The sequence below is a fragment of the Armatimonas sp. genome, assembly GCF_043757465.1.
In the GTDB taxonomy this organism is placed as follows: domain Bacteria; phylum Armatimonadota; class Armatimonadia; order Armatimonadales; family Armatimonadaceae; genus Armatimonas.
In genome coordinates, this window is sequence record NZ_JAYVPL010000041.1 from 14845 (window position 1) to 37804 (window position 22960).

The window sequence follows — 22960 nt, forward strand, 5'->3', positions numbered from 1 at the left end:
AAGCACTTGGGTGCGGAGCCACGGCTCCGCACCCTGGAAGGATTTCTTAAGATGGACCGTCGCAATTTTCTGAAGGGCGTTGCCGCCGCGGGCACTTTTACAATTATTCCCGCGAGCGCACTGGGACGTGGGGGGAAGCTCGCTCCCAGCAATCGCATCACCCTGGGCTGTATCGGTGTGGGAGGGCAGGGGAACTCCAACCTCGGTGCTTTCCTCAACGAAGCGGACTGCCAGGTGGTTGCGGTCTGCGATGTGGACAAAGACCATGTGCGCGACACAAAAAACCGCGTGGATCGGCACTACAAGAACGCGAGCTGCGCTGCCTACGCGGACTTCCGTGAGCTCATCGCCCGAAAAGACATAGACGCTATCTCGCTCTGCACCCCGGACCACTGGCATGCCGTGCCTGCGATTCTGGCGGCGCAGTCCGGGAAAGATATTTTTGGCGAGAAGCCGATCTCGCACTGCTTGATGGAAGGCCGCCAGATGGCCGATGCCGTCAAGAAAAACGGGCGTATCTGGCAGACCGGGAGCTGGCAGCGCTCCACCAATAACTTCCGCGTGGCTTGTGAGCTGGTACGCAATGGGCGGCTTGGTAAGATCGTGCGTATTGAAGTGGGGCTGCCAACGGGAAACCCCTGCGGGAAAGTGGACTTCAAAGATGCGCCACCGAGCTTGGACTATGACTTCTGGGTAGGCCCCTCGCGCATGATGCCCTACTGCAACGAGCGCACCCACTGGAACTGGCGCTGGCAGCTTGATTTTGGCGGCGGTCAGCTCATGGACTGGATCGGGCACCACGGCGATATCGCCCACTGGGGCATGGACTGGGACACGACCGGTCCGCAAGAGATCGAGGGAACCGGCAGCTACCCCGATACCGGAATCTGGGACGCGGCGACGACCTATCACTTTGTGTGCAAGTACGCCGGTGGCATCGAGATGCATGTCGCCAACGGGGGCAACGCCGGAATTCGTGGGGGCACCAAGTGGATCGGGGAGAACGGTAACTGGATCTGGGTAGACCGGGGTGGGTTAGACGCGAATCCTAAGAGTCTGCTCAGTGAGGTTATCGGTCCTGATGAGAACCAGCTCTTCCGTAGCCCGGGGCACCATCGTAACTTCCTAGACTGTGTTAAGTCGCGCAAACAGACCCTCACACCCGCCGAGACCGCGCACCGCTCCGCCTCAATCGGGCACCTGGGGCAGATCGCGATGAGAGTCGGGCGCAAGCTAAAATGGAACCCCGTCACTGAGCAGTTTCTCGACGATTCCATGGCCACACGCCTTCTCTCAACCCCGATGCGCTCACCCTGGCACGTATAAGCACCCTAGCACGTGTAAGAAAGTATTAGAATCATGCGAATATTTCAGAGAGCCTTCCCCATGCTGGCTCTGGCGCTCACGCTGACGCCTGCCTTTGCTCAAGATCCCCTTCAAGAGCTTCGGCAGTACGACTATCAGAACCGTAAGCCGCTAGACGCCATTTCGAAACAGATTGTCACGGCAGGCAAAGACAGCACAAAACTTGCCGCTCTGGAGATGGGGTTGGTGTCGGTGCTCCAGGATTCTCAGTCAACGCTGGGCGCTCGGCTTGAAGCCTGTACGTTTCTCAGCCGCATCGGAACCGTCCGCTCCGTGCCCGCGCTCGCCAAGCTCCTGGCCGATCCTGCAACCGCCAATATCGCCCGGCTGGCGCTGGAGCGCAATACGGATCCGGCGGCTGGCGTGGCGCTTCGGGCAGCGCTTGGCTCCGTGACCGGCGCTGCGCTGGTGGGGACGATCAACTCGCTGGGAAACCGTGGTGAGGTGTCGTCGGTGGCAAAGCTGAAGTCGCTGACTGCCAGCTCGGATTCGCTGGTCGCGGAGGCTGCTGTCACGGCACTTGGGAAGATTGCAACCCCGGCATCCGTGGCGGCGCTGCGCCTGGTGAAGAATACGGCTCTGCCCGCTGCTCCCGCACTGCTGAGTGTTGCCGGTAAGCTTGCTGTCGCGGGGAAGCGCAGTGATGCTCTGGGAGTCTACGAGAGCCTACTGGGTGGCAATCAGCCTGAGGTGATTCGGGCGGGCGCGCTGACGGGGCTGGTCGCACTGAACGCACCGCGTCTTGGCGAGCTGGCCCTGGCGCTCGCTCGCACCGCGCCCGAACCGGTGCTGCAACGCGTGGCCGGGCGGGTGCTTGGCATGCTTGCGGAACCCGAACGAGTGAAAGCGGCGGTTGCCGCCTTTCCCACTCTCACGGCACCAGCCCAGATCGCACTGCTGGCGGCGTGGTCGGACCGTAAAGAAGCGGCCGCAGCGGGCGTGACGACCGCGGCGCTAAATAGCACCGACCCTGAGGTACAGTCCGCCGCGATCCAGGCTGCGATCCATGTCTGCGATGCCAGCGTGGTGCCCACTCTCGCGGAGCTTGCCAAGAGCGGCCCGGCGTCAAAAGTAGCTCGGGAGTCGCTGGCACGGATGGGCGGCAAAGGTGTTGAAGAGGCACTTCTCAAACTTGCGGAGCAGGGTAACCTCGCCGTGATCGGTGTCCTTGGGCAGAGACCCAGCGCCAGTTCCACAGCGCGGCTGGTGACACTGGCCAGTGGCAAGGAGCCACGCTCGGCAGCAGCGGCCCTGAAAGTCTTGGAGAAAACCGCGAGCCTTGCGCAAGAGCCCGCACTGGTTGCGGTTTTAGTGGGCACGAGCGAGGATGATGTCCGCGATGCGGCTCAGGCAGCGGTTATTGCGATTGTTCAGCGCTCCGGCGATAAAGAGGGAGGCTCGGCACCACTGCTGGCCGCCATGAAAAGTGCTTCGCTCTCGGGCAAGTCAGCGCTTTTGAGTGCGCTCGCGGAGCTTGGTGGTGAGAGTGCTCTTGCCGTGCTCATTCAGGCCGCTACTTCGGGCGACGAGGAGCTGAGGAACGCCGCGCTCAGTGGGCTGGCTAATGCCTGGGGCGACTTGCGCGCCCTGCCGACATTGCTCAATATCGGCAAGAGCGCCACCGCAAAATCCGACCGCGTGCTTGCCCAGCGAGGCAGTTTGCGTTTGCTCGCTGCAGATGACAAGCTGCCTGCGGAGCAGAAACTCGCCCAACTGAGCGAACTATTTACCCTCACGGAGCGTCCAGAAGAGAAGCGCCAGGCACTGAGTGTCTTGCGCGAGGTGCGCTTGCCCGGAGCGGTGGCTCTTGCGGCAAAGGCACTCGATAACCCGGAGCTGGTGGCGGAGGCCGCAGACGCAATTTTGTATCTCGCGGCTCCGCAAAAAAAAGATCGGAAATCGCTTAATGCCGTGACTGGCGCACAGACAAAAGCCGCGCTTGATAAAGTGCTTGCCACAAGCCAGGATGAGAAAGTCCGGGCGCTGGCGCAGAAACTGAGTGCACAATAACGGAAACCAAAACTGCTCCGACGAACTCTAAAAGGGGCAGTGAACTTGTTTTTAGGAGAGTGAATAAATTGTATTTAACGGCTATGAAAAAGAGATCTCTTTTCCTGGTGCTCACCACACTTGCCCTTGCTGGGGCCGCGCTTGCACAGGACTTGGTGCCACTACCAGCGGTCTTGCCTAAGCCGAACTTTATCGGGACGCCCTCAGATGCGCCCGCTGGAGCCAACGTCGAGAAACCACTCGGGAAGCCAAGGCCCATTCCTCAGGTACCAATGGGAACCGTCAATCTAGCGCTAAAAAAGAAAGTTACGGCGAGCAAAGCGCCCTACGAAGGCTCTCTTGATCTGATCACGGACGGTGACAAAGACGCTAAGCAAGGCACCACTGTCGAGATGTACCCCAAGCTCCAGTGGATACAGATTGATCTGGGGGCACCCTCGGAACTCTCGTACGTTCTGGTCTGGCACTTCCATGAGCAGCCCGTTGTCTTCCGCGATGTGATCGTGCAGGTCTCCAACGATCCTAAGTTTGTGGAAGGGGTAACCACGCTCTACAACAACGATGCGGATAATAGCGCGGGGCTGGGAATTGGCAAAGACCGCGAGTACTTTGAGACGAGTGAGGGACGTCTGATCGCTGCCAACAAGGCCAAGGCACGCTATGTCCGGCTCTACAGTCGTGGCAGCACTTTCACCGACCCGCTGAACCGTTACACCGAAGTCGAGGTCTACGGCCTGCCGAGTAAATGAGGCATGGTTTCGCACTCGTTGCTGTCGTCTTTTTGATAGCGCTTGCGCTCGCTCTGCGACTGCCTCAGCTAGGAAACCGCCCCTTTCATGGGGATGAGGCAGTCCATGCGGTGAAGTTCCAGGAGCTCTGGGAGCACGGCAAATACGCCTACGATCCCAATGAGTTCCACGGCCCGACAATCTACTACGCCGCACTTCCATTCGTGGCCGCCAGTGGGCATCGCCTGTTTGCTGACATGCAGGAGTCGGATTTTCGGACAGCCATCGCGGTGCTCGGCGCCGCGACGGTTGGTTTGCTTCTGCTGCTCAAAAAGCCGCTCGGGCTACACGCACTGCTCTGGTCTGGGCTCTTTCTCGCGCTCTCTCCCGCCTTTGTCTTCTATAGCCGCTACTTCATCCAGGAAGTCTTTCTCGCCGCCTTCACACTGGGCTTTCTCGGCTTTGCCTTGCGCGGCTCCGCAGTGGGCGCGGGGATCTTCGCCGGGCTGATGTTCGCTACCAAAGAGACGGCGTCGCTCTCGTTGTTCGCGGCAGGAATCGCCTGGTTCTTCGCACTCCGCGAGGGCAAGACACTCGCCTGGCGTCCGATTCTGCTCACGATCACCATCGCGCTGGCGGTTGCCTATCTCTTCCTCTCGGGCTTTTTCACCAATCCCGCGGGGCCGCTTGGGTACCTGCAAACCTACACGCCCTGGCTCCGGCGCGCGGGCGGGACGGATCTTCACAAGCACCCGTGGCACTACTACCTCGCGCTTCTGACCTGGCATCCTGGCACAAAGGGAATGGTCTGGAGCGAGGGACTGATCCTCGCACTTGGGATGGTGGGGGCTGCGCTGAAATTCCGCACCCGGTTTGGACGCTTTTTGACGCTCTACACGCTGCTGCTCACCGGAATCTACGCGGTGATCCCGTATAAAACGCCCTGGTGTCTGCTGAACTTTCTGCTTCCCTGGACTCTCTTAGCCGGGCTTGGTGCGGCCGGGATTGTGGATGCCACCCGCTCGAAATCGTTGAAAACCCTTGCCGTGCTGCTGCTCTTGCTGGGCGCAGCGCAGCTCGGCTGGCAGGCGTACAAGACAAGTTTTGTCTTCCAGAACGACACCCACAACCCCTATATCTACTCCCCAACCCTCCCCGATGCGGATCGGTTTCGGACGCAGCTTGAGGCACTGGCGCAGGGGCACCCAGATAAATTCAAGATGGTGATCCAAGTGGTCTCCAAGGACGGCTACTACTGGCCGCTTCCATGGTACCTGCGGCGCTTTAACGTGGACAAGATCGGCTACTACACGCAGGTTCCAGAGACGCTTTTCGCACCCATCGTGCTGGCATCGCCAGAGTTCGATGAGACTCTAACACCACGCTTAAAGGGGCATGTCATGACTGGCTTTGTCGGCCTGCGCTCCGGGGTGATGTTCCAGACCTTCGTCGAGCAGGGGCTCTGGGAGGCGTATCTCAAGAAAAATGGCCCGGTCAAAGATGAGCGCGAAGACACCTGGGTACCATCGCACTGAGGCTGAAGAGGCGACAGCGAGAGCCCAACTTGTGGTAAGAGGATTCGAAGATGCCAGATAACACCCACCCACTTTTTAAAGCGTTTGACACTAACAACGATGGTAAGCTAAGCCGGGAGGAGCTTCCCGAGCTGCTTCGGCCCGCATTTGACCGGATGGACACCAATGGCGATGGCTTTCTCTCGCCCGCCGAAGAGTCCGCCGCGCGCGGTGCGGCAGCGCATGTGCAGATCGAGGCCACACCGCTCCAGCGCTTTACCACTGCACTCTCCGTGCGCGGAACCAGTGTTGCCGTACCGATTCCTTTTGATCCCAATGACACGTGGGGGCCAAGAGAGCGCCACGATGTCACGGGAACTCTCGGAGGGCACCCCGTTCGCGGCCCACTCCAATCCGACCGCGACGGTTTTATTCTCCTGCTTGGCCCGGCATTTCGACGTGATTCCCAGCTTGATCTGAGCGCCGATGTTGAAGTGGAGCTCTCGCCCGAAGGCCCACAGCTCTACGAACTCTCTTCGGACTTCCGTGATGCAATTATCGCTGTCCCCGAAGCAAGGGCTTTCTTCGAATCTATTCCGACGTTCTACCGAAAAAATTATGTCCGCTGGATCGAAGCTGCCAAGCGCCCTGAAACCCGCACCAAGCGCATCACGGAAGCCGTCGAGCTGCTCCGAAATAAACAGCGCCGCTAGCTCGCCGCCTGTCTTTCATCGGGTTCATCGCGCAGATCAGGAAGCATCAGGGCAAAGCACATTGCCAGGAAAAACAGGGGGCTGAGCGCGATCAAAGAGAGGCGCATATCGCCGACAGGGTTGATCAGAACAAAGAAAACCGTGCCCGCTGCCGCGAAGATCCGTCCGATATTATAGCAAAATCCCGCCCCCGTCGTTCGCAAGAGTGTGGGGAAAAGGGGCGGTAGGTACATCGTGAAGAGCGCGAATACCCCTGAAAAGAACCCAACAACGGGCAGGAAAGGCAGAAGCGCGGCGGCGCTACGGGGGACGATGTACGCGGCGGTGTTGGCAAGGCAGAAGCCCAGAAGCATGACGGCGATTGCGGCTCTGTAGCCTAGTTTCCGGGCGAGAAACCCGGCGAAGTAGTTCCCTAGAATCGAGATGCCGATGATCCACCCGAATGTCTTACTGGCGAGCTGCGTGATCGCGAGCTTATCCATCGCCTGTACCTCCGGGAGGCTACGCAGGTGCTGGAGATGCCAGAACTGAAACGCCCACCAGGCCGTGAGTGAGGTGGAACAGACCGCGACGACCCGTAGCGTGGTTGTGAGAACCGGGGGGCGGAACAGATCGGCGATGCCAGGCGCCTTCTCGTCTTTCTCTTTAGCGGCTTTCCACTCGTCGGGCTCGGGGACATTTTTACGGATCCAGAAGACGAAGAGGGCTGGGAGAATTCCCACCAGGAAAACCCAGCGCTCGTTGCCCGCCATGAGGTAGGTGGTGAGAGTCGCTAGGAGCACGCCGATATTCACGCCCGTCTGGAGTGTCGCCGCCAGCCAGCCGCGCCAGCTCTTGGGCCACGTCTCCGAGAGCAGTGCGGAGCCCACAGCCCACTCCCCACCGATTCCGAGTGCAGCGATAAATCGGAAAATAAGAAGCTGTTGCCAGGTCTGCGCCACCGACGACAGTCCGGTAAACACCGCGTAGGTGAGGATCGTCAAGCTCAGCGAGCGGCTCCTGCCCAAAATATCACCCAACCGTCCAAAGAACGCACCGCCCAGCGCCCAGCCCACCAAAAAGGCTGCCTGAATGTAGGCAGCTTTCTCTTTAACATCGGGAGATGTTGTCGAAGAGCTCTGGAGCAAAAGTGCCACGAATACCGGGGCGACGACGGTGTAGAGATGGATATCTAAGCCGTCGAAGAGCCAGCCGAGCCAGGCGGCGATGCCGGATTTCCACTGCTGTGGAGAGATTGATTTTAGAGTCATTTCTTTTTTTTCTTAGGCGGTGGGGCCGGGGTTGGCTTGGGGGCTGGGGCCGGTTTTACGGTGGGTTTAGGCGGGGGGGACGGCGCAACAGCCTTTCCGGTGGTGAACTGCCAGGAGCGTGCCGTCTCCCGCCCATTCCCTTCTTTTACGACAATGTGTGCACGGTAGGTGGTGAGAGGCAGAAGCGGCTGCTTGGGAATCAGCAGGATCATGTCGTCGAGCTCACTATCGTTGCTGGGAGAGTTTGTGTAGCACGCAACAGGGATATTGTTCAGGCCGGTGAGCGCGGCCTCAACCAGCTCGGGTTTTTCGGTGACTCCGTAGAGATGGAGCGTGATTGGATAGCCCGTCGTTCGGGCGGCACCCGGGTAGAGCCGGAGGGGGTCGGGAGTCTCGGTGTCGGTCCACTGGACATTCACATCGAGCTGGCCGTCTGCCGGGTAAACCAGGACTTCTCTGCCTGTACTCGCTCCACAAAGCACCGTGACACGATCCCCGGCGATTCCCACTCCTGCGGGAAATGCCCCTGGCTGGAGCAAGGCAGCGCGGTGGTAGGGGGCATCCACCAGACTCTGAACCGAGGCCAGTGCGCTGGGCCCCTGGGCCACGACCTCATAGCACGGATCATAGAACCCCGCCTTCTCTGCGCGCTCACCGGGAGTGGCGGCGTAGAACTCAGATTTCTCGGGCTGCTGCGCGTGGGTGAGCTCCAGCTTGTTGGCCCAGAGATAGCGGCTGTGGCGGGCGGCTGCCAGGCAGAGTGCAGGCTGAAGGACGGCGTCTGACAGGAGTGCGGCACGCCGGAGGTGATTGAGATGCGTGAGGGTGTCTTGCTGGGCGCTATCCGGGGCGGGGGGCGGGGGAGGACTGAGCACACGGGTGAACTCCCACTCCATATCCACCCCTTTGTCGTTGGAGAGCCAGACCTCGCAGACAGCCTTCACAGGGCCTAAGGGAAGCGGCTCCTGAGGTTCCCCGATAATACTATGGCTCTCGTTGTCATAGCGAGTGGGAATGGGCTGGCCATTGACACGCATTTGAATCCGGCGTAGCTGTGCGCCCTTGGGCTGCATTTGCCAGACCAAGACGGGCTTCTCCAGTGGCGTCTTACCCTGGGGACGCGGCTCGGAGCCTTCCCAGAGGTTCTGTTGAGGCATGGAAAGTACGAACAGAAGCGCTGCCAGAGCCAGTCGTTTCACCGCATCTCCTGTCCACCCGTAACATTGAGTGCCTGCCCGGTCATGTAGCCCGCGTCCTCGGTGCACAGAAAAACCACCACACCTGCGATATCTGCATAGGTCGCGCTGCGTCCGAGCGGCACCTGCGACTCATATTTTTCTCGTACTTGCTCTTTCGTGAGCGCTTGGGTTTGGCTGTACTGTCCAAACAGTGAGTCTTGCCAGAGTGTGCCGTCCAGTAAGTTGCCGGGGCAGACACAGTTTACGCGTACCCCATGGGGGGCCATATCCAGCGCGAGGCTCTGCGTTAGTCCGATCCCACCGAACTTACTGGCTGCGTACGCTGAGTTGCGCAGGCTACCTTTCTTGCCCGATTTTGAGTTGATCTGCACAATACAGCCACTTTTCTGCTGCGCCATTTGTTTACATGCCGCCTGCGCTGAGATAAAGTAGCCGCCTAGATTGACATCAATGACTCTTTTCCATTTTTCGGGATCAAACTCGCACACATCGCCCGCGATCAGGATTCCGGCGTTGGCGATCAGAATATCGAGCTTACCAAATTCCGCCACGGCGCGTGCCACCATCGCCTCACAGTCAGACGCGCTTGTCACATCCGCACGCATGCCAATCGCACTTCCGCCGATTTTCGTCGCCGCCAGAACTGCTTTTTCCTCGCTCAGGTCCGCCAGAAGCACGGAGCAGCCTTCACTTGCCAGACGTTGTGCGAGTGCCTCTCCGAGCCCCTGGGCCGCCCCAGTCACGATTACTGATTTTCCTTGAAGTCGCATAGAACAGAATTATAACCGATAAAATAGGGCAGTATGGCTATTTTTAGTGCGGATTTCGCCCTGCGGGAGAACTTAGAGAAGATCGTCGCACTTGGCGATTATCTGGCGATCAAGCAAAACTTAGAGACCCAGGGCATGCTGCGTTTTGTGCAGGAGGGCGGAGAGAGCGGCTACAGTGCGCGTCAGCTCAAAGACGCTGAGGCTTCCGCCAAGCTCACGCGCTGGATTGATGCCCTGAGCAACGAGCGCAAGTGGCCGATTAAGCGCTTCACGGAGCAAATCGCCCCGATGCTCGCTGAGGGAATCGCGGTTGCCGTCGCGCCGTCGCACAACCCGTTTACGACCGATACCCCCATTCGAGCACTGGCACAGAAGCTCGCCGAGTCTGGGGAGCGCGTGGATGCCACAGGGTGCTTGGTGCGCCATACCAAAATTCGGCGTATCGGCTACGGTGGGCCCAGCTACATGCACTTGCATCAGGAGACGATTCGGGTAGAGAACGAGGTGCTGTTTTTCGGCAAGCCCGTGTTGCTCCTCGACGACATCGCGCGCTCTGGGGCCACTCTGCGTGCTTGTCGCCGCCTTCTACTCGACCACGGAGCTGCGGAGGTACAGATGCTTGTGCTGGGACGTGTTTGGAGAGGCTAACCTGAAATGCCCCCCTTTAGGGCTATCGCATTGTTCTGTGTTCCTCTATACTTTGGAATATCTCTAGAAATAAGGAACAATGACAATGTCTCGCAAGATTCTATGTAACCTCGCTTTAGTGTCTCTGATTCTCTTTACCTGTGCTCCGTCTCAAGCCCAAACGGCTGTTGAAATAGGTTATCATAATTCATTTGGTAGCTTTCAAACAGATTTTTTCGGTGGTTCGGCTGCTTTTATAAACACAGGCACTATCAATGGCGGATACACATCCGCTCTTGATCCTCTTGGAATGAGTGGAAATGCTATTATTGTCACACCTGTATCCGATCCAGTGATCCACTTCAACTCGTACTCAATGACAAATCTGACAGGAGATACTTTTTTGTCAGTGACATTTCGTATGCCGCAGTACTTAGTGGGGGATTCCCGTCGAACACAGCTTGGGTTTCTTGAGTCACCCACTACGTTGGGAGTGGGGAGCAACGCGGCAAACTTCCAAGTGGCCTACCTGAATCCAATCGGCAGTTACAATGGTGATGCTTTGGCCTATACGGGGGCTCCTGTGTACAGTACTCTGCATTTTTACCGAGGGGTGGGGAGTGCTCTGATCGCATCGGGTCAGGCGGGAACCTTCAATTTTCATGTGGGTTACCCCGCTGCGCAGGCAGGGATAGTCCACTACTTCATGGATGTTGTCCCTGGCACTCTCAATACTCCCTCGCCGAATGCGGGTATCTTCAACACTCCTAACCCGGGAGGCGGGATCATGCCGTTTGGACCAGCGCCGGAACCCGCCACGATTGGTCTCACTCTCTTGGGACTGCTAGGGCTCGGGGGAGCTCGTCACCGTTGTAGGCAATTTTCATCGTGACAGAAAGCGTTCTACGATTCTTCTTATTTTCCGATATTGAAGGGAGCACGCCGCTCTGGGAGCGTTTCCCTATTGCAATGCGGCATACTCTTGCTCGGCACGATACTATTTTTCGTGAGACAGCCCTCTCGCAAGAAGGAACTGTCTTTAAGACAATCGGGGATGCCTTCTGCATCGCTTTTACAAATGCCGAGGCAGCGTTGACAACAGCTGTTGAGGTGCAGCGTGCTCTGCACAACGAGGACTGGGGAGAGATCGGATCGCTTCGGGTACGGATCGCGTTGCACGGTGGAGAGGTCGAGGAGCGCGATGAGGACTACTTTGGCATGCCCCTCAATCGTGTCTCCCGGATGCGCGATGCGGGACATGGCGGACAGATTTTGGTCGCTGAAGCACTGAAGCAACAAGTACAGTCGAATTTGGTCTCGTGGCGGGATATGGGATGGCACCGCCTTCGTGGTATCGAAGAGCCTGAGCATATCTTTCAGGTCGTGGCAGCAGGCCTGCCCGAGAACTTTCCTATCCTGAAAAGTGAGTCCTCGCATCCTCATAATCTGCCTTCTGAGACAACCTCATTTGTTGGGCGGCTGGCCGATAACGAAAAGCTTCAGGGGCTACTTGTCGAAAAAAAAGTGCGCTTGGTGACCATCACAGGTTTGGGAGGTAGTGGCAAATCGCGGCTTGCTCTCCATTGCGTGGGGGAACTCCTCTGGCACTATCCTGAGGGTATCTGGTACGTGGATGCCATCCCTCTCGCGCGCTCCGATGAGTTCGCGCCCACGCTACTTCATTCCTGTGGTCTTGTGGAAGATCCTAAAAAGAGCCCTCTGCAGCAGCTTTGTGAGCACTTCCGAACGGCAAGTGCCCTCTTGATATTGGATGGAGGAGAGCGCTTCGAAGAGCTTGCCGATGAGATTGCCGTGCTCTTGAAAGGAACCGAGCGGCTCCAGGTACTCGTGACATCACGGAATCTTCTTTATTTAAGCATGGAACATGAGTACTCACTGGAGCCGTTGACTCTGCAAGAGTCGGTGGTTCTTTTTACTGAGCGCGCCCAGCAAGCCCGGCAAAATTTTTCCGTCGCGCACGAGGAGGAAGGGATTTTAGATGCCCTCTGCCAGCAACTTGAAGGTAATCCACTGGCTGTCGAACTCGCAGCGGCCCAGGTTCGTTCCCACTCTTTGGACGCAATTTGTGAGGCGCTGGCTCAGCGCTTGACGGTTCTTGCCAGCCGGATGCGCGACCTCCACCCGCGCCATCGTTCCCTGCGTGCGACGATTGACTGGAGCTACCAGACCCTGAGTACAACGGAGAAGCAGTTGTTTCTGGGGCTTTCGTGCTTTACAGATGGCTTCAGTATATGGGCTGCTCAGACGGTTTGTGCCGAGATCTGCCATGTTAGCAATGTGCTTGAGGTACTTATCAATCTGCGTGATAAGAGTCTGTTGCGGATTCGACCGGGTGAGGGGGAGCGTTATCTGCTGCAGGACAGTCTCCGAGAGTATGGTGCGCAGCTCCTGGAGTCCGAGGCTCCGACGCTTGCGCGTCAGCTACGTTTGCGCCATGCCGAGCACTTCCAGCAAGAAGTTGCCGACTATGCGCGGGAGCTACGCGGTCCTGGACAGAAAGCAGTGCTACTTAAGCTAGAAAGTGATGCTGCCAATATCCGCTCAGCCCAGGAGTTTTTTCTGGTCTCAGGGAGCCTTGAGGCTGCGGCCCGGATGGTGGTGGGCCTCTGGCGTTTTTGGGAGACCCGTGGCTGGTTGCGAGAAGGTCGTGCACGAATCCAGCGCCTCTTGGAGCGTCGTACTGAGATGGGAGACTCGCTTCTGGTTGCGGAGCTGTTCCTGACAGCAGGGCGCTTGGAGTGGAACGGAGAGGATGCAAGCCTTGCTGTGCATTTCCTGGAACAGTGCGTTGCTCTTTGCCGGGGCAAGGAAAACGTCTCCGCGGCCCAACTGGAGAGAACGGCACGGACAGTTCTCGGAATGATTGCCTACAGTTGGGGAGATCTGTATAACTCAGACACACACTATGAGGCGGCTCTTAAAATCTCGCTCAACGACCCGCATGGGGAGGCAGCTCTTAAGATGAACTTGGGGATCAATGCTCTGTCACGCGGGGAGTTCCCCAGAGCACTTCTTTTGTTTGATGAGGCACTGGTGATTCGGCAGGCGATCGGAGACGGAGTTCGCGAGGCGCAAGTCTGGAACTGTATCGGGGCAGGAGCCGCTGGACTGGGAGATCTGGAGCGTGCAAAAGAGGCGTTTACCCGAAGTCTGGCACTCTATGAAAGCCGTCGTGACCCGATTCACGCTGCCCATGCCCGGATCAACCTGGGGGATATCGCTGTTCGCAAAGGAAAACTACCGGAGGCTCAACGTACCTATCAGATCGCGCTCAAGACCTTGCGGGAGACGGAGGACTGGCGTGGCATCATTGCGTGTTTGCTTGGACAAGCTCAGGCGGCACTGCGGACAGAAAAGCCCGAGATCGCTCTGCCACTTCTCCGCGAAACGCTCGCACTAAGTCAGCGCAATGGCTACCGTGAGAGCCTGGTTGCCACGCTTGATTTAGTGGCATGGCTCAGCTTCCAGCAGAAGCACCTGCACCGAGCTTTCGAAGCTCTAGACGTATCCGACACGCTGCGGAAGACCTATGGCTTGACACGACTCGAATTTCAAGAGCAGTTGGTTGGGGAGCTAAGGGAGGTGCTGAGTAATGGGGTGCCTGCCCTGCTCTCTGTTGCCGAGACTGAGTTTTTTCCCGCAAAAGTGATGGGTTGGTTGTCGGAAAATTAAGCGAGAGATTGATCTAAAGAACCCTGGTATAAACACCAATAAAAGTAGTGCGAGGCTCTAAGATACCTTAGAACCGAGAGCGAGACGAGACTAAGACCCGCCAGACACCTGTCTGGCGGCTTTTTTTATCTGACGGATCGCGAGCGCCGCTGCAAATCCAGGCTCAGGAATGAGGCGGATCACGTCGTAGTGCTCCGCCAGCTCGGGCTCCAGTGTCGGCCAGACCGTCCGTTTCAAGAGCGGCGACGAGAACCCGCCGCCCTCCGCCTTGATCAGCGCTTCCTTGGCGGTCCAGGCATCAAAGAAATCCTCAGTGGTCGTGATGGCCGCAAGCTCGGTGGCCGTAAAGACGCTACGCCCCAGGGTCTTGGGCTCGATGTCCTGCCGGATTTTTTCGATATCCACGCCCTCGGCACCCAGAGCGATCAGTGCCAGTCCGGCACTGTGAGAGACGTTGAAGGTCAGCTCACACTCCGGTTTTCCGTAGGGGCCGTAGGTGAAGACAACTGCCTCAGGAGCAACTCCAAGCGCTTCGCCGAGCACAAGACGCAGGGCACTCCGGCAGGCACGGTAGCGATGGCGATCACGTGCGAAGCGAAAACGGGCTGCCCGTTCTTCTTCCTCGGGGGAAAGACAGTCCGAAGGGATCGTGCTGTCTAGCGCTAGCTGCCAGACGGCGATCCCCTCCGGGGCGCTGAGACGGATCATGCTGCCTTGACGAGGCGTAGGGTGGGGGGGGCAAGCCGCTGCGTTAGCTCTTGGGCTAGTGTCCGCACAAAGGGCTCTTGAATCAGCAGGTGGTGGTCACCGGGCACATCGCAGAGCTCCACCTGCGGCAGAGCCTCTCCCCAGAAAAGCTCTTCATCCCAGGGAGCACTGTGCTCAAGTGCCCGGAAGAGTGTTACGGGCGCTTCGTAGGCTGCGGGGAAGTGCTCGTGGATCGCTTTCTCTTGTGCCTGGCGAACGCGCCCCAGCGCCTCCCAGAATGCCTTGTCGGGCTCCTCGGTCGCCGCAGGCTTGAGCCGCCCTTGGACCTTCTTGAGCCGCCCTTTGAGATACTCACCCTGGCTTTTCGTGTCTAGCTTACGGAACATGCTGAAGTGCGACGCAAGCCGCTGCGCTGTTGTTTCCGGGTTGGTGAACTCGGGGTGGAGGCGGTGGTACTCGGGCGCGTAGCTATCAAACATTCCAACAAACTCTACCACTTTTCCAGCGTTACGGAGCACCCGTGCGACTTCTAGCGCGACAATTCCTCCCGAGGAGAAGCCTGCGACACGGTAGGGGCCGTCGGGGAATTGCCTCTGAATCAGCGAGGCGTAGTCCTGCGCCATCGCGAGAATCGAGTCATGCGGCTCGGTCTCGCCGTCAATGCCCGCTGCCTCTAGGGCAAAAACGGGCTGCTCATCCCCCAGATGCTTTGCCAGATCGTGGTAGAGCACGACAATGCCTTGGACATGGTGGATCAGAAAAAGTGGTGCCCGGCTGCCGTTGGGCTGTAGGGGGACCAGGGTTCCTCGAACTGAATCCCTGGTCTCTTGAACCCATTCCCCGGCCCCTTCCTTCGGAGAGGAAAGGGGAGTATTTGGGGCAAGGCGTGAGGCGATTCCACTTGGGGTGGGAGTGGCGAAGAGGGCGGAGAGCGGGAGGCGCTTGCCAAACTCGGCTGCGATGCGGGCGAAAAGGCGGATGGCCTTGAGGGAGTCGCCGCCCAGCGCGAAGAAGTCATCGTCCGGGCCGACGCTCTCCAAACCAAGAGCCTCGGCGAAGAGAGATTCCACTGAACCTACCGCCGCTTCCGAACCCACCCCGGCGCCGCTCGTTCCTCGCATCGCCGCCCCTTCCTCCACGGAGGAGGGGTGGGTGGATAGTTTTTTCTTATCTATCTTGCCGCTGGCGTTGAGTGGGAGCGCCGCGACGGCGATGATTACCGAGGGGACGAGATAGGGTGGGAGCGAAAGTTGGAGGGCTTGTTTGAGCGTGCCCGGTTGCGCTTCGCCCACCACGTAGGCCACCAGTGAGCGGCTTCCATGCGTGTCTATAGGAGCCAGTGCAGCAGCTTCACGGACACCGGGGAGGCGACAGAGCGCCGCTTCCAGCTCGCCTAGCTCGACGCGGTTTCCACGGATTTTTACCTGCTGATCGGCACGTCCAAAGAACTCAATTGTTCCGTTGGTGCGCCAGCGGGCAAGATCACCCGTTCGGTAGAGTCGCTCGCCCTGAACCACGACGAACTTCTCCGCCGTGCGCTCTGGATCGTTGTGGTAACCGAGCGCTAGGCCCTCGCCGCCCGTGTAGAGCTCGCCCATAATGCCCGTTGGACAGGGCTGGCTTGCTGCATCCAGAATCCTGACGCTGGTGCCCGTGATGGGCTTGCCAATGGGAATGCTCCCCTTGTCTGTATCTGTAAGAGTGATGGCATGGACACAGGTAAAAGTCGTGTTCTCCGTCGGGCCGTAGCCGTTGAAGAAGCGCGTTTGGGGAAGTGCTTGGAGTGCTTTGGCAAGCTGCGGCGCGGAGAGTACATCGCCGCCTGCCAGAAGCTGCTCAACTCCTGTAAAGTCCGAAAGCCCGCTGTCTGCCAGGGCATGAAATAGCCCCGCCGTCAGCCAGAGCGTCGTCACTTTGTTTTCACGGACGCACTGCCCGAGCTCCGCAAGTGTGAGCGGGCCATCGGGAGCCACCACAAGCTTGCCGCCGTTGAGGAGCGGCCCAAATATCTCCAGAAGAGTCGCGTCGAACGCAAAGGCGGAGTGAAAGAGAAATGTCTGGTTTGCGAACGCCAGCCAGTCGGCGTCCTTCACCAGGCGTGCAATGGCTTTCTGCGCAATCCGCACCCCCTTCGGCTCGCCCGTTGAGCCCGACGTATAGAGCAGCGCGGCTTGATCACGGACTTCCCCCCCTTGCCCTCGCCCGGCGGGGGTGATTCCTAGGGGAGTGATGGCTGCGACTACCCCGCTGTCTTTTTGCAGCCACTCACGGCGCTCTTTGGGGTAGGCGGGATCAACGGGGACATAGAACGCCCCAGCGCTAAGAACTCCCAGGACGGCGGTGATTGTCTCCACGGAGCGCGGAAGCTCGATGGCAACACCCTGGCCCGGCGCGACACCTGCCGCACGGAGCTGCGCGGCGAGCGTGTCGGCGCTGGCCTTGAGCTCCGCATAGGTGAGGGACTTTTTGCCGTCGGTTACGGCAGGGGCAGTGGGCGTTTTTGCGGCTTGCTCGGCGAAAAGCTCCGCCAGTGGCGCGAAGCTTCGCCCGGTAGTGCCAATCGTGCCGCCATCGCCCCAGGCTTGTAGCTGTCTTATGTCGTCTCGACCAAGCAAAGGAAGCATCGCTAGCTCGCTCTCGGGCTGGGCGAGGATGCCTTCGAGCAGCGTCTCAAAGTGCGATAACCAGCGCGTGATAGTGATTTCGGTAAATAAATCCGGGTTGTAGCTGGCCTCAACTTCAATTGTCTTGCCATCGTCCACGAGGTTAAAGCCCAGCTCGAACTGATAGGCAACACGCGGCGCTTTGCTCATGTGGCTGGTAAGGCCGACAAAGCCCAGATCGCCGCCGCCCGTGCGCTCCAGATTGAACGTGGTGGAGACCAGCGAGTTACGGCTTGGGTCACGTTTCAAGTTCAGGGCACTGACTAGGGTCCCGAATGTACAGTCACGGTGGTCGAAGGCATCCAGAATCTGGCGTTTGCGCCGGGCAAGGAGCTCGGTAAAACTCTCTCCCTTCGCTTGCCGGAGGGAGAGGGGCAGCAAATTAACCGCGTGGCCGACCAGAGGCGCATCGGTCTCGATAGTGGTCTGGCCCGCCGACGGAACCCCGATCACCAGCTCATTCTGCCCCGTCAAGCGGCGTAGGAGTGTCTCGTAGGCAGTGAAGAGCGTCGCAAAGAGCGTCGCGCCTTGTTTGCCGGAGAACTTGCGCAGTGACCCGACCAGGCTCTCGGGGAGAAGGCGGTGGACGCGATCTCCACGGTAGGTAAAGACCGCAGGGCGTGTCTGATCCGTGGGGAGCGCGAGCGGCGGCACGGGGCTCTCCAGGTGCGCTTTCCACCAGCTTAGATCGTCGTTGTTTGCGGGCTTCTGTGCAAACTCAGCAAAGTCGTAGGGCTGTGGGAGTGTTTTTCCCGCCATGCCCTTCGTCAGCTCATCCAGTAATACTGCCCACGACCAGCCGTCGCAGACAATATGGTGCGCGGTGAGCAAGAAAACATGCCGATCTGAGGAGACGCGCACGAGCCGGGCCCGCAGAAGTGGCCCGTGCGCGAGATCAAAAGGGCGCGATGCCTCTTCCTTCTGGAGTGCGGCCACTCCTGGCTCGTCGGTCTCTGTGAGGGGGATGTCCAGTGTGAGCGTGGGAGCAATTGTCTGGGTGGTGCCGTCTTCGCTAAACGTGGCGCGGAGGGCACCGTGGCGCTCGACAATACTTTGCAGGCTCTGGGTGAGCTGGTTGGTATCGAGATCACCCTCCAGATGAATTCCAATGGACTCATTGTAGGAAAGAGAGGCAGTCTCGCTCTCGTGGGCGGCCAGCCAGACCTCGCGCTGCTGTGGCGTGGTGGGAAGGGTCACGGGAGCAGGGGGCGTTAAGAATCCCCCCGCGGCCATGGCGGCGCAGGACTGCTCAAAGGCATCCAGGATAAAGTCAAGGTCGGCGTCGGTGTGCTCCGTCGAGAGAAACGAGGGGCGGTTCTCCCAGATATGCACATTGCGGAGCCGCAGGTGGTAGTGTAGCAAGCCACCCGTCGTCGCACCGTGCGTATTGAGATAGAACATCGAACGGAAGCGCTCTAGTGGGAAGGGGACGCCCCATTTTTTGAGCACTGCATCGAGGCGTGCTCCGAACTGCTCGCCACGTGCCGAGATGCGATCCGCAATAGTTGGGTCTGCATTCAGGCGCTCCAGAACGGCGTTGGCGGCGGCCATGGCGAGGGGGTTGCGGACGAAAGTCCCGGCAAAGAACGTCATCCCCACTGAGGGGAAGGAGTCGTCGCCGTACCCCCACTGTCCTCCGTCAAACGCATCCAGAAACTTCGCTTTTCCGGTCAGCGCCCCGACGGGAATGCCTGCTCCGAGAATCTTCCCGAAGGTCTGCATGTCCGGCTCGATTTCATAGACTCCCGCCGCGCCGCGTCTGCCAAGCCGGAAGCCATTGACGATCTCATCAAAGACAAAGGCGATTTCGTGCTCGCTGGCAAGGGCGCGGAGTGTCTTTACGAACTCCATGGGGCGCAGCTCCGGATGGCGGCTCTGGATCGGCTCCACTAAGATCGCGGCAATCTCCCCTGCACGCTGCCGGATTACCTGAAGCGCTTCGTCGCTGCCGTACTCCAGAATAATCGTCTCGCTTACCGCCGAGTTCGGGATGCCCGGCGCAATGGGAAACGACTTGCCACGCCCGTTGCCGCGCACAAGAACTTCATCATGGACGCCATGATAGGCTCCTGAGAACATCACGATCTTGTCGCGGCCCGTCACCGTGCGAGCGGCACGGACGGCGGCCATGACGGCCTCTGAGCCCGTGTTACAGAAAATTGCTCGCTCCGCCCCGACATAGGCGCAGAGTTTTTCCGCCACCGGCCCGGCCAGCGGCGACTGTGGCCCGACTTCGATTCCGAGCTCAAGCTGTTTCTTCACGGCCTCGATCAAAAAATCTGGCCCGTGTCCAAAGAAATTCAGCCCAAATCCCATCGTCATATCAACGTATTTATTACCGTCAATGTCAATAATCTGGCTGCCCTTAGAACTCTCAGCGACTATTGGGTAGACGAGATCTTTCCAGAACGGCTTAAACCCCGCCACGGCACGCGGATCGGAGAGCTTTGCGCGGTGCTGGATGGTGTACTCACGGGACTTGCTTGTCTTGGCGAGATACTTTTGTGTGAGCTCTGCCAGGTGCTCTCTTTGTTGCGGCGTGAACTCATCTGTGGCCGTCTTCTGAATCGGGCGGAACGGGCCATGGTTGCCCGTGGGCTCGCCGCCCCTTGCACTTGGTACATTGGGCGCGGAGGCGATGTTCAGCGTGGGCTTAGCGGGCTCAGGTGGGGCAACGCGCACCGTTTGTGCAGTAGCACCACCGCCAGAGAGCAGCGCAAGCTGTTGTTGCATGATCGCGAGCTGCTGGGCAACAAGAGCCTGGATAGAGCCATCCGTTGTAGCCAGCACCCCACCCTCCGCTGGGCGGGGGAGCTCAAAGGTAATTTCCTCCCCCCGTTGGACGGGGGCTAGGGGGGCTTCAGGAGCCAACAAGCCATCCACGTAGCCCGTCAGAGCGGCAGGCGTCGAGAGATCCTCCATGAGCTGACGAAACGCAATGCTCACGCCGAACTGCTTGGCGAGCGCTTGCGCGGCCTGCGTCAGAAAGAGCGAGTCGAAGCCCAGCTCCGAGAAGCTGGCATCGGCGGCGATATCGCCTGTCGCCATGCCAGAGAGATCGGAGAGGGTCTCTTGAATCTCCGCGAGCAGGCGGGGCTTACGGTCGAGGGTGATTAAGGGGCTAGGTGCAGACATAGGCGTGGTTACAGTTTCGTTGATTTTTGGTTGCGCAAAGTAGCGCTGACGCTCAAAGGGGTAGGTCGGCAAAGAGACACGGCGAGCCGTGGAGGGCTCAGGCAAGGAAACTCCGGCGACCCAGAGCTGGGCCAGCGGGTCGTCGTCGGTGGTGAGCGTGCGTGGTTTTTCCGGGCACTGCTTGGCAAGCGTCGTGAGAACGCGCCCGGGGCCGCACTCGATAAAGATCGAGTTTGGGGTTTCGAGCAACACTGAGAGTGCTGCATCGAAGCGGACGGTACTGCGAAGCTGCTCGGCCCAGTAGCGTGGCGATATCGCTTCAGATTCTGTGAGCCAGGTGCCGGTTCGCGTCGAGACAATCGCTTGTGTTGGGGCGTTTCGTGGCAGTGTGGCAACAAAGCGCTCGAACTCATCTAAGATTGGCTCGGTCATGGCGGAGTGGAAGGCATGCGAGGTTTTCAGGCGCTTGCAGGCAATTCCCGTGGCTTCGAGCGCGGCGATCTGCTCAAAAGTTCCCGAGCCAACGCAGAGGTTCGGGCCATTGACGGCGGCCAGTGACAGGTCAAATTTTGCAAAAAGTGGTGCCGCCTCAGCCTCGGGCAGGCGCACGGCAAGCATCGCGCCCCCAGGCAGGCTCTGCATGAGCCGTGCGCGCTCCGCGAGAATGGTGAGAGCATCAGGGAGCGAGAAAACCCCGGCAAGGTGCGCCGCGACATACTCTCCGAGACTGTGCCCCAGCATGGCGCTAGGCGTGACACCCTGCGACTCAAAGAGCTTCGCGCTGGCGTAGCTGATCACAAAGAGAGCGGGCTGCGTGATCGCAGTCTGGCTGAGCGCTGCCTCGTCGTCGCCAAAGATCACGTCACGAATATCGAGACCAAGTGGGCCCTTGAGCAGCTCCGCGCACTCGTCCACGGCAGCGCGGAACACGGAGCTGCTCTCGTAAAGGCTCTTGCCCATGCCGCAGCTCTGGGAGCCCTGGCCGGGAAAGAGAAAGACCAGCGCGGGGTTTTCCAGTGCTTTTCCCCAGGCCCCACGTTTCTTATCGGTCAGCGCTGCTATTGCATCACTGTGACCAGCACTATCTTCGACACGCACGGCGCGTCGGTGCGCAAACTCCCGCCGCCCGACGCGTAGGGTGTAGGCCACATCGGCGAGTGACTGTTCCGGGTGCTTGGCGAGATGCTGCGCGAGATTCGCCGCCGCACTCTCCAGCGCCGTCTCGGAGCGTGCAGAGAGGCACAGCATTTCTCCTCCGTTGGATGGGAGCTGAGGGGACAGGGAGGCTTCCGAGATCACCACATGCGCATTGGTGCCGCCAAAGCCAAACGAGCTGACACCCGCAATGCGTGTTGTGGCATTTTCTATGCGCCAGGGCTGAAGTTCTGTATTGACGAAAAACGGGCTGGTGGCCCACTCGATCTTGGGGTTGGGTTTGCTGAAGTGAATCGCGGGGGGAAGCTGCTGGTGCTTGAGCGCCAGAATTGTTTTAATAAGCCCAGTGACTCCTGAGGCGACATCGAGATGCCCGATATTGGGCTTGAGCGTGCCCAGAGCGCAGAACTGCGTGGCTTCTGTGGTCTCTCGAAACGCACGGGTCAGGCCCGCAATCTCAATAGGATCGCCGAGCTGCGTTCCTGTGCCATGTGTTTCGACATAGCTAATTTCGTCGGCGCTGACTCCCGCGAGTGCCTGCGCGAGTGCAATCACATCGGCCTGCCCGGAGATACTCGGTGCGGTGAAGCCCGCTTTATCGGCCCCGTCGTTGTTGATCGCTGCACCACGGATCACGGCATGGATCGTGTCGTTGTCTTTGAGAGCGTCTTCGAGCCGCTTGAGCACAACCACCCCGACACCGGAGCCAAAGACCGTGCCGTTGGCCTGCGCATCAAAGGCGTGAACCGTGCCATCGGGCGAGAGAATGCTCCCGGGAACGACAGTATAGCCGTGTTCTTGGGGGAAATAAATCGCAACACCACCCGCGAGCGCCATATCACACTGGTAGGACTGGAGGGCATTCACCGCGTTCACGACTGCCACAAGCGATGTCGAGCAGGCGGTGTTCTGCGCTATCGCGGGGCCACGCAGCCCGAGCTTGTAGGCCACGCGCAGGGCGACATAGTCTTTCTCGTTGCCCAGCATCACCGTCATGGCGCCGGCAGTGCGCTCCAGCTCCGGGTTCTGGCGCACGAGGTGCAGGTAGGTATTGTTGCTCATTCCCGCCCACAGCCCAATGCAGCCAGGGTAGTTTTCAGGGACGTAGCCTGCATCTTCGAGGGCGGCCCAGCACGATTCTAGAAAGACCCGCTGCTGAGGATCGGTGGCCTCGGCCTCGCGGGGCTGGTAGCCAAAGAAGCCCGCGTCGAACTCCTCGGCACCTGAGAGCGTCCCGCGTACGGGCACGTAGGTGGGGTCATCGGTTGCCGCAAAAGTCGAGAGTGAGCAAACTCCAGTGCTTACATTGTGCCAGAAGGTCTCCAGATCGGGTGCGCCCGGAAAGCGTCCAACCATGCCAACCACGGCGATACCTTGTGTCTCGTCCATACGTCGTGTCTCGTCCATACGTCTTCTCGATTAATATCGGT

13 protein-coding genes are annotated in these 22960 nt (G+C 59.3%); 8 read left to right on the forward strand and 5 right to left on the reverse strand.

All coding sequences use genetic code 11. The features are described from left to right. The first annotated feature begins 51 nt into the window (after nucleotides 1-51). The 5 genes from ACH2ED_RS05275 (at nucleotide 52) to ACH2ED_RS05295 (ending at nucleotide 6330) form a co-directional block, all read left to right on the forward strand. Nucleotides 52-1326 carry a Gfo/Idh/MocA family protein gene (locus tag ACH2ED_RS05275; protein WP_395089160.1) on the forward strand — a complete coding sequence of 425 codons (1275 nt, stop codon included), beginning with the start codon at nucleotides 52-54 and terminating at the stop codon, nucleotides 1324-1326. Between the two features lie 33 nt (nucleotides 1327-1359). Next, on the forward strand, nucleotides 1360-3375 hold the full coding sequence (locus tag ACH2ED_RS05280; protein ID WP_395089161.1) for a HEAT repeat domain-containing protein: 2016 nt from the start codon (nucleotides 1360-1362) through the stop codon (nucleotides 3373-3375). An 83-nt stretch (nucleotides 3376-3458) separates the two neighbouring features. Further along, a complete protein-coding gene (locus ACH2ED_RS05285; RefSeq protein WP_395089162.1) occupies nucleotides 3459-4124 on the forward strand; it encodes a discoidin domain-containing protein in 666 nt (221 codons plus the stop codon). Further along, nucleotides 4121-5638, forward strand: coding sequence for a flippase activity-associated protein Agl23 (locus tag ACH2ED_RS05290; RefSeq protein ID WP_395089163.1), 1518 nt, complete (start codon nucleotides 4121-4123; stop codon nucleotides 5636-5638). Before ACH2ED_RS05285 ends, ACH2ED_RS05290 begins: the two co-directional genes overlap by 4 nt. A gap of 50 nt (nucleotides 5639-5688) precedes the next feature. Further along, nucleotides 5689-6330 carry a YdeI/OmpD-associated family protein gene (locus ACH2ED_RS05295; protein ID WP_395089164.1) on the forward strand — a complete coding sequence of 214 codons (642 nt, stop codon included), beginning with the start codon at nucleotides 5689-5691 and terminating at the stop codon, nucleotides 6328-6330. Here the strand turns inward: ACH2ED_RS05295 and ACH2ED_RS05300 are convergent. Genes ACH2ED_RS05300 through ACH2ED_RS05310 form a run of 3 tightly spaced genes read right to left on the reverse strand, consistent with a single transcriptional unit; the run spans nucleotide 6327 to nucleotide 9549 of the window. Continuing rightward, nucleotides 6327-7580, reverse strand: coding sequence for an MFS transporter (locus tag ACH2ED_RS05300; RefSeq protein ID WP_395089165.1), 1254 nt, complete (start codon nucleotides 7578-7580; stop codon nucleotides 6327-6329). The genes ACH2ED_RS05295 and ACH2ED_RS05300 overlap by 4 nt on opposite strands. Continuing rightward, nucleotides 7577-8779, reverse strand: coding sequence for a CAP domain-containing protein (locus tag ACH2ED_RS05305; RefSeq protein ID WP_395089166.1), 1203 nt, complete (start codon nucleotides 8777-8779; stop codon nucleotides 7577-7579). Before ACH2ED_RS05305 ends, ACH2ED_RS05300 begins: the two co-directional genes overlap by 4 nt. After that, a complete protein-coding gene (locus ACH2ED_RS05310; RefSeq protein ID WP_395089167.1) occupies nucleotides 8776-9549 on the reverse strand; it encodes a glucose 1-dehydrogenase in 774 nt (257 codons plus the stop codon). The genes ACH2ED_RS05305 and ACH2ED_RS05310 overlap by 4 nt, the downstream gene beginning before the upstream one ends. Nucleotides 9550-9582: 33 nt before the next feature. On the opposite strand from ACH2ED_RS05310, the gene ACH2ED_RS05315 reads away from it, so the two are divergent. The 3 genes from ACH2ED_RS05315 (at nucleotide 9583) to ACH2ED_RS05325 (ending at nucleotide 13869) form a co-directional block, all read left to right on the forward strand. After that, nucleotides 9583-10197 (forward strand): ComF family protein, encoded by a 615-nt coding sequence (locus ACH2ED_RS05315; protein WP_395089168.1) that lies wholly within the window; start codon nucleotides 9583-9585, stop codon nucleotides 10195-10197. An 85-nt stretch (nucleotides 10198-10282) separates the two neighbouring features. Next, the gene (locus ACH2ED_RS05320; protein ID WP_395089169.1) at nucleotides 10283-11068 is read left to right on the forward strand and encodes a PEP-CTERM sorting domain-containing protein; all 786 of its coding nucleotides are present in this window, start codon (nucleotides 10283-10285) and stop codon (nucleotides 11066-11068) included. Beyond that, nucleotides 11065-13869, forward strand: coding sequence for an ATP-binding protein (locus ACH2ED_RS05325; RefSeq protein ID WP_395089170.1), 2805 nt, complete (start codon nucleotides 11065-11067; stop codon nucleotides 13867-13869). Before ACH2ED_RS05320 ends, ACH2ED_RS05325 begins: the two co-directional genes overlap by 4 nt. A gap of 90 nt (nucleotides 13870-13959) precedes the next feature. Here ACH2ED_RS05325 and ACH2ED_RS05330 read toward each other — a convergent pair whose 3' ends face one another. Continuing rightward, on the reverse strand, nucleotides 13960-14577 hold the full coding sequence (locus ACH2ED_RS05330) for a 4'-phosphopantetheinyl transferase family protein (RefSeq protein ID WP_395089171.1): 618 nt from the start codon (nucleotides 14575-14577) through the stop codon (nucleotides 13960-13962). Further along, nucleotides 14574-22937 (reverse strand): amino acid adenylation domain-containing protein, encoded by an 8364-nt coding sequence (locus tag ACH2ED_RS05335; protein WP_395089172.1) that lies wholly within the window; start codon nucleotides 22935-22937, stop codon nucleotides 14574-14576. Before ACH2ED_RS05335 ends, ACH2ED_RS05330 begins: the two co-directional genes overlap by 4 nt. Nucleotides 22938-22960: the final 23 nt, after the last annotated feature.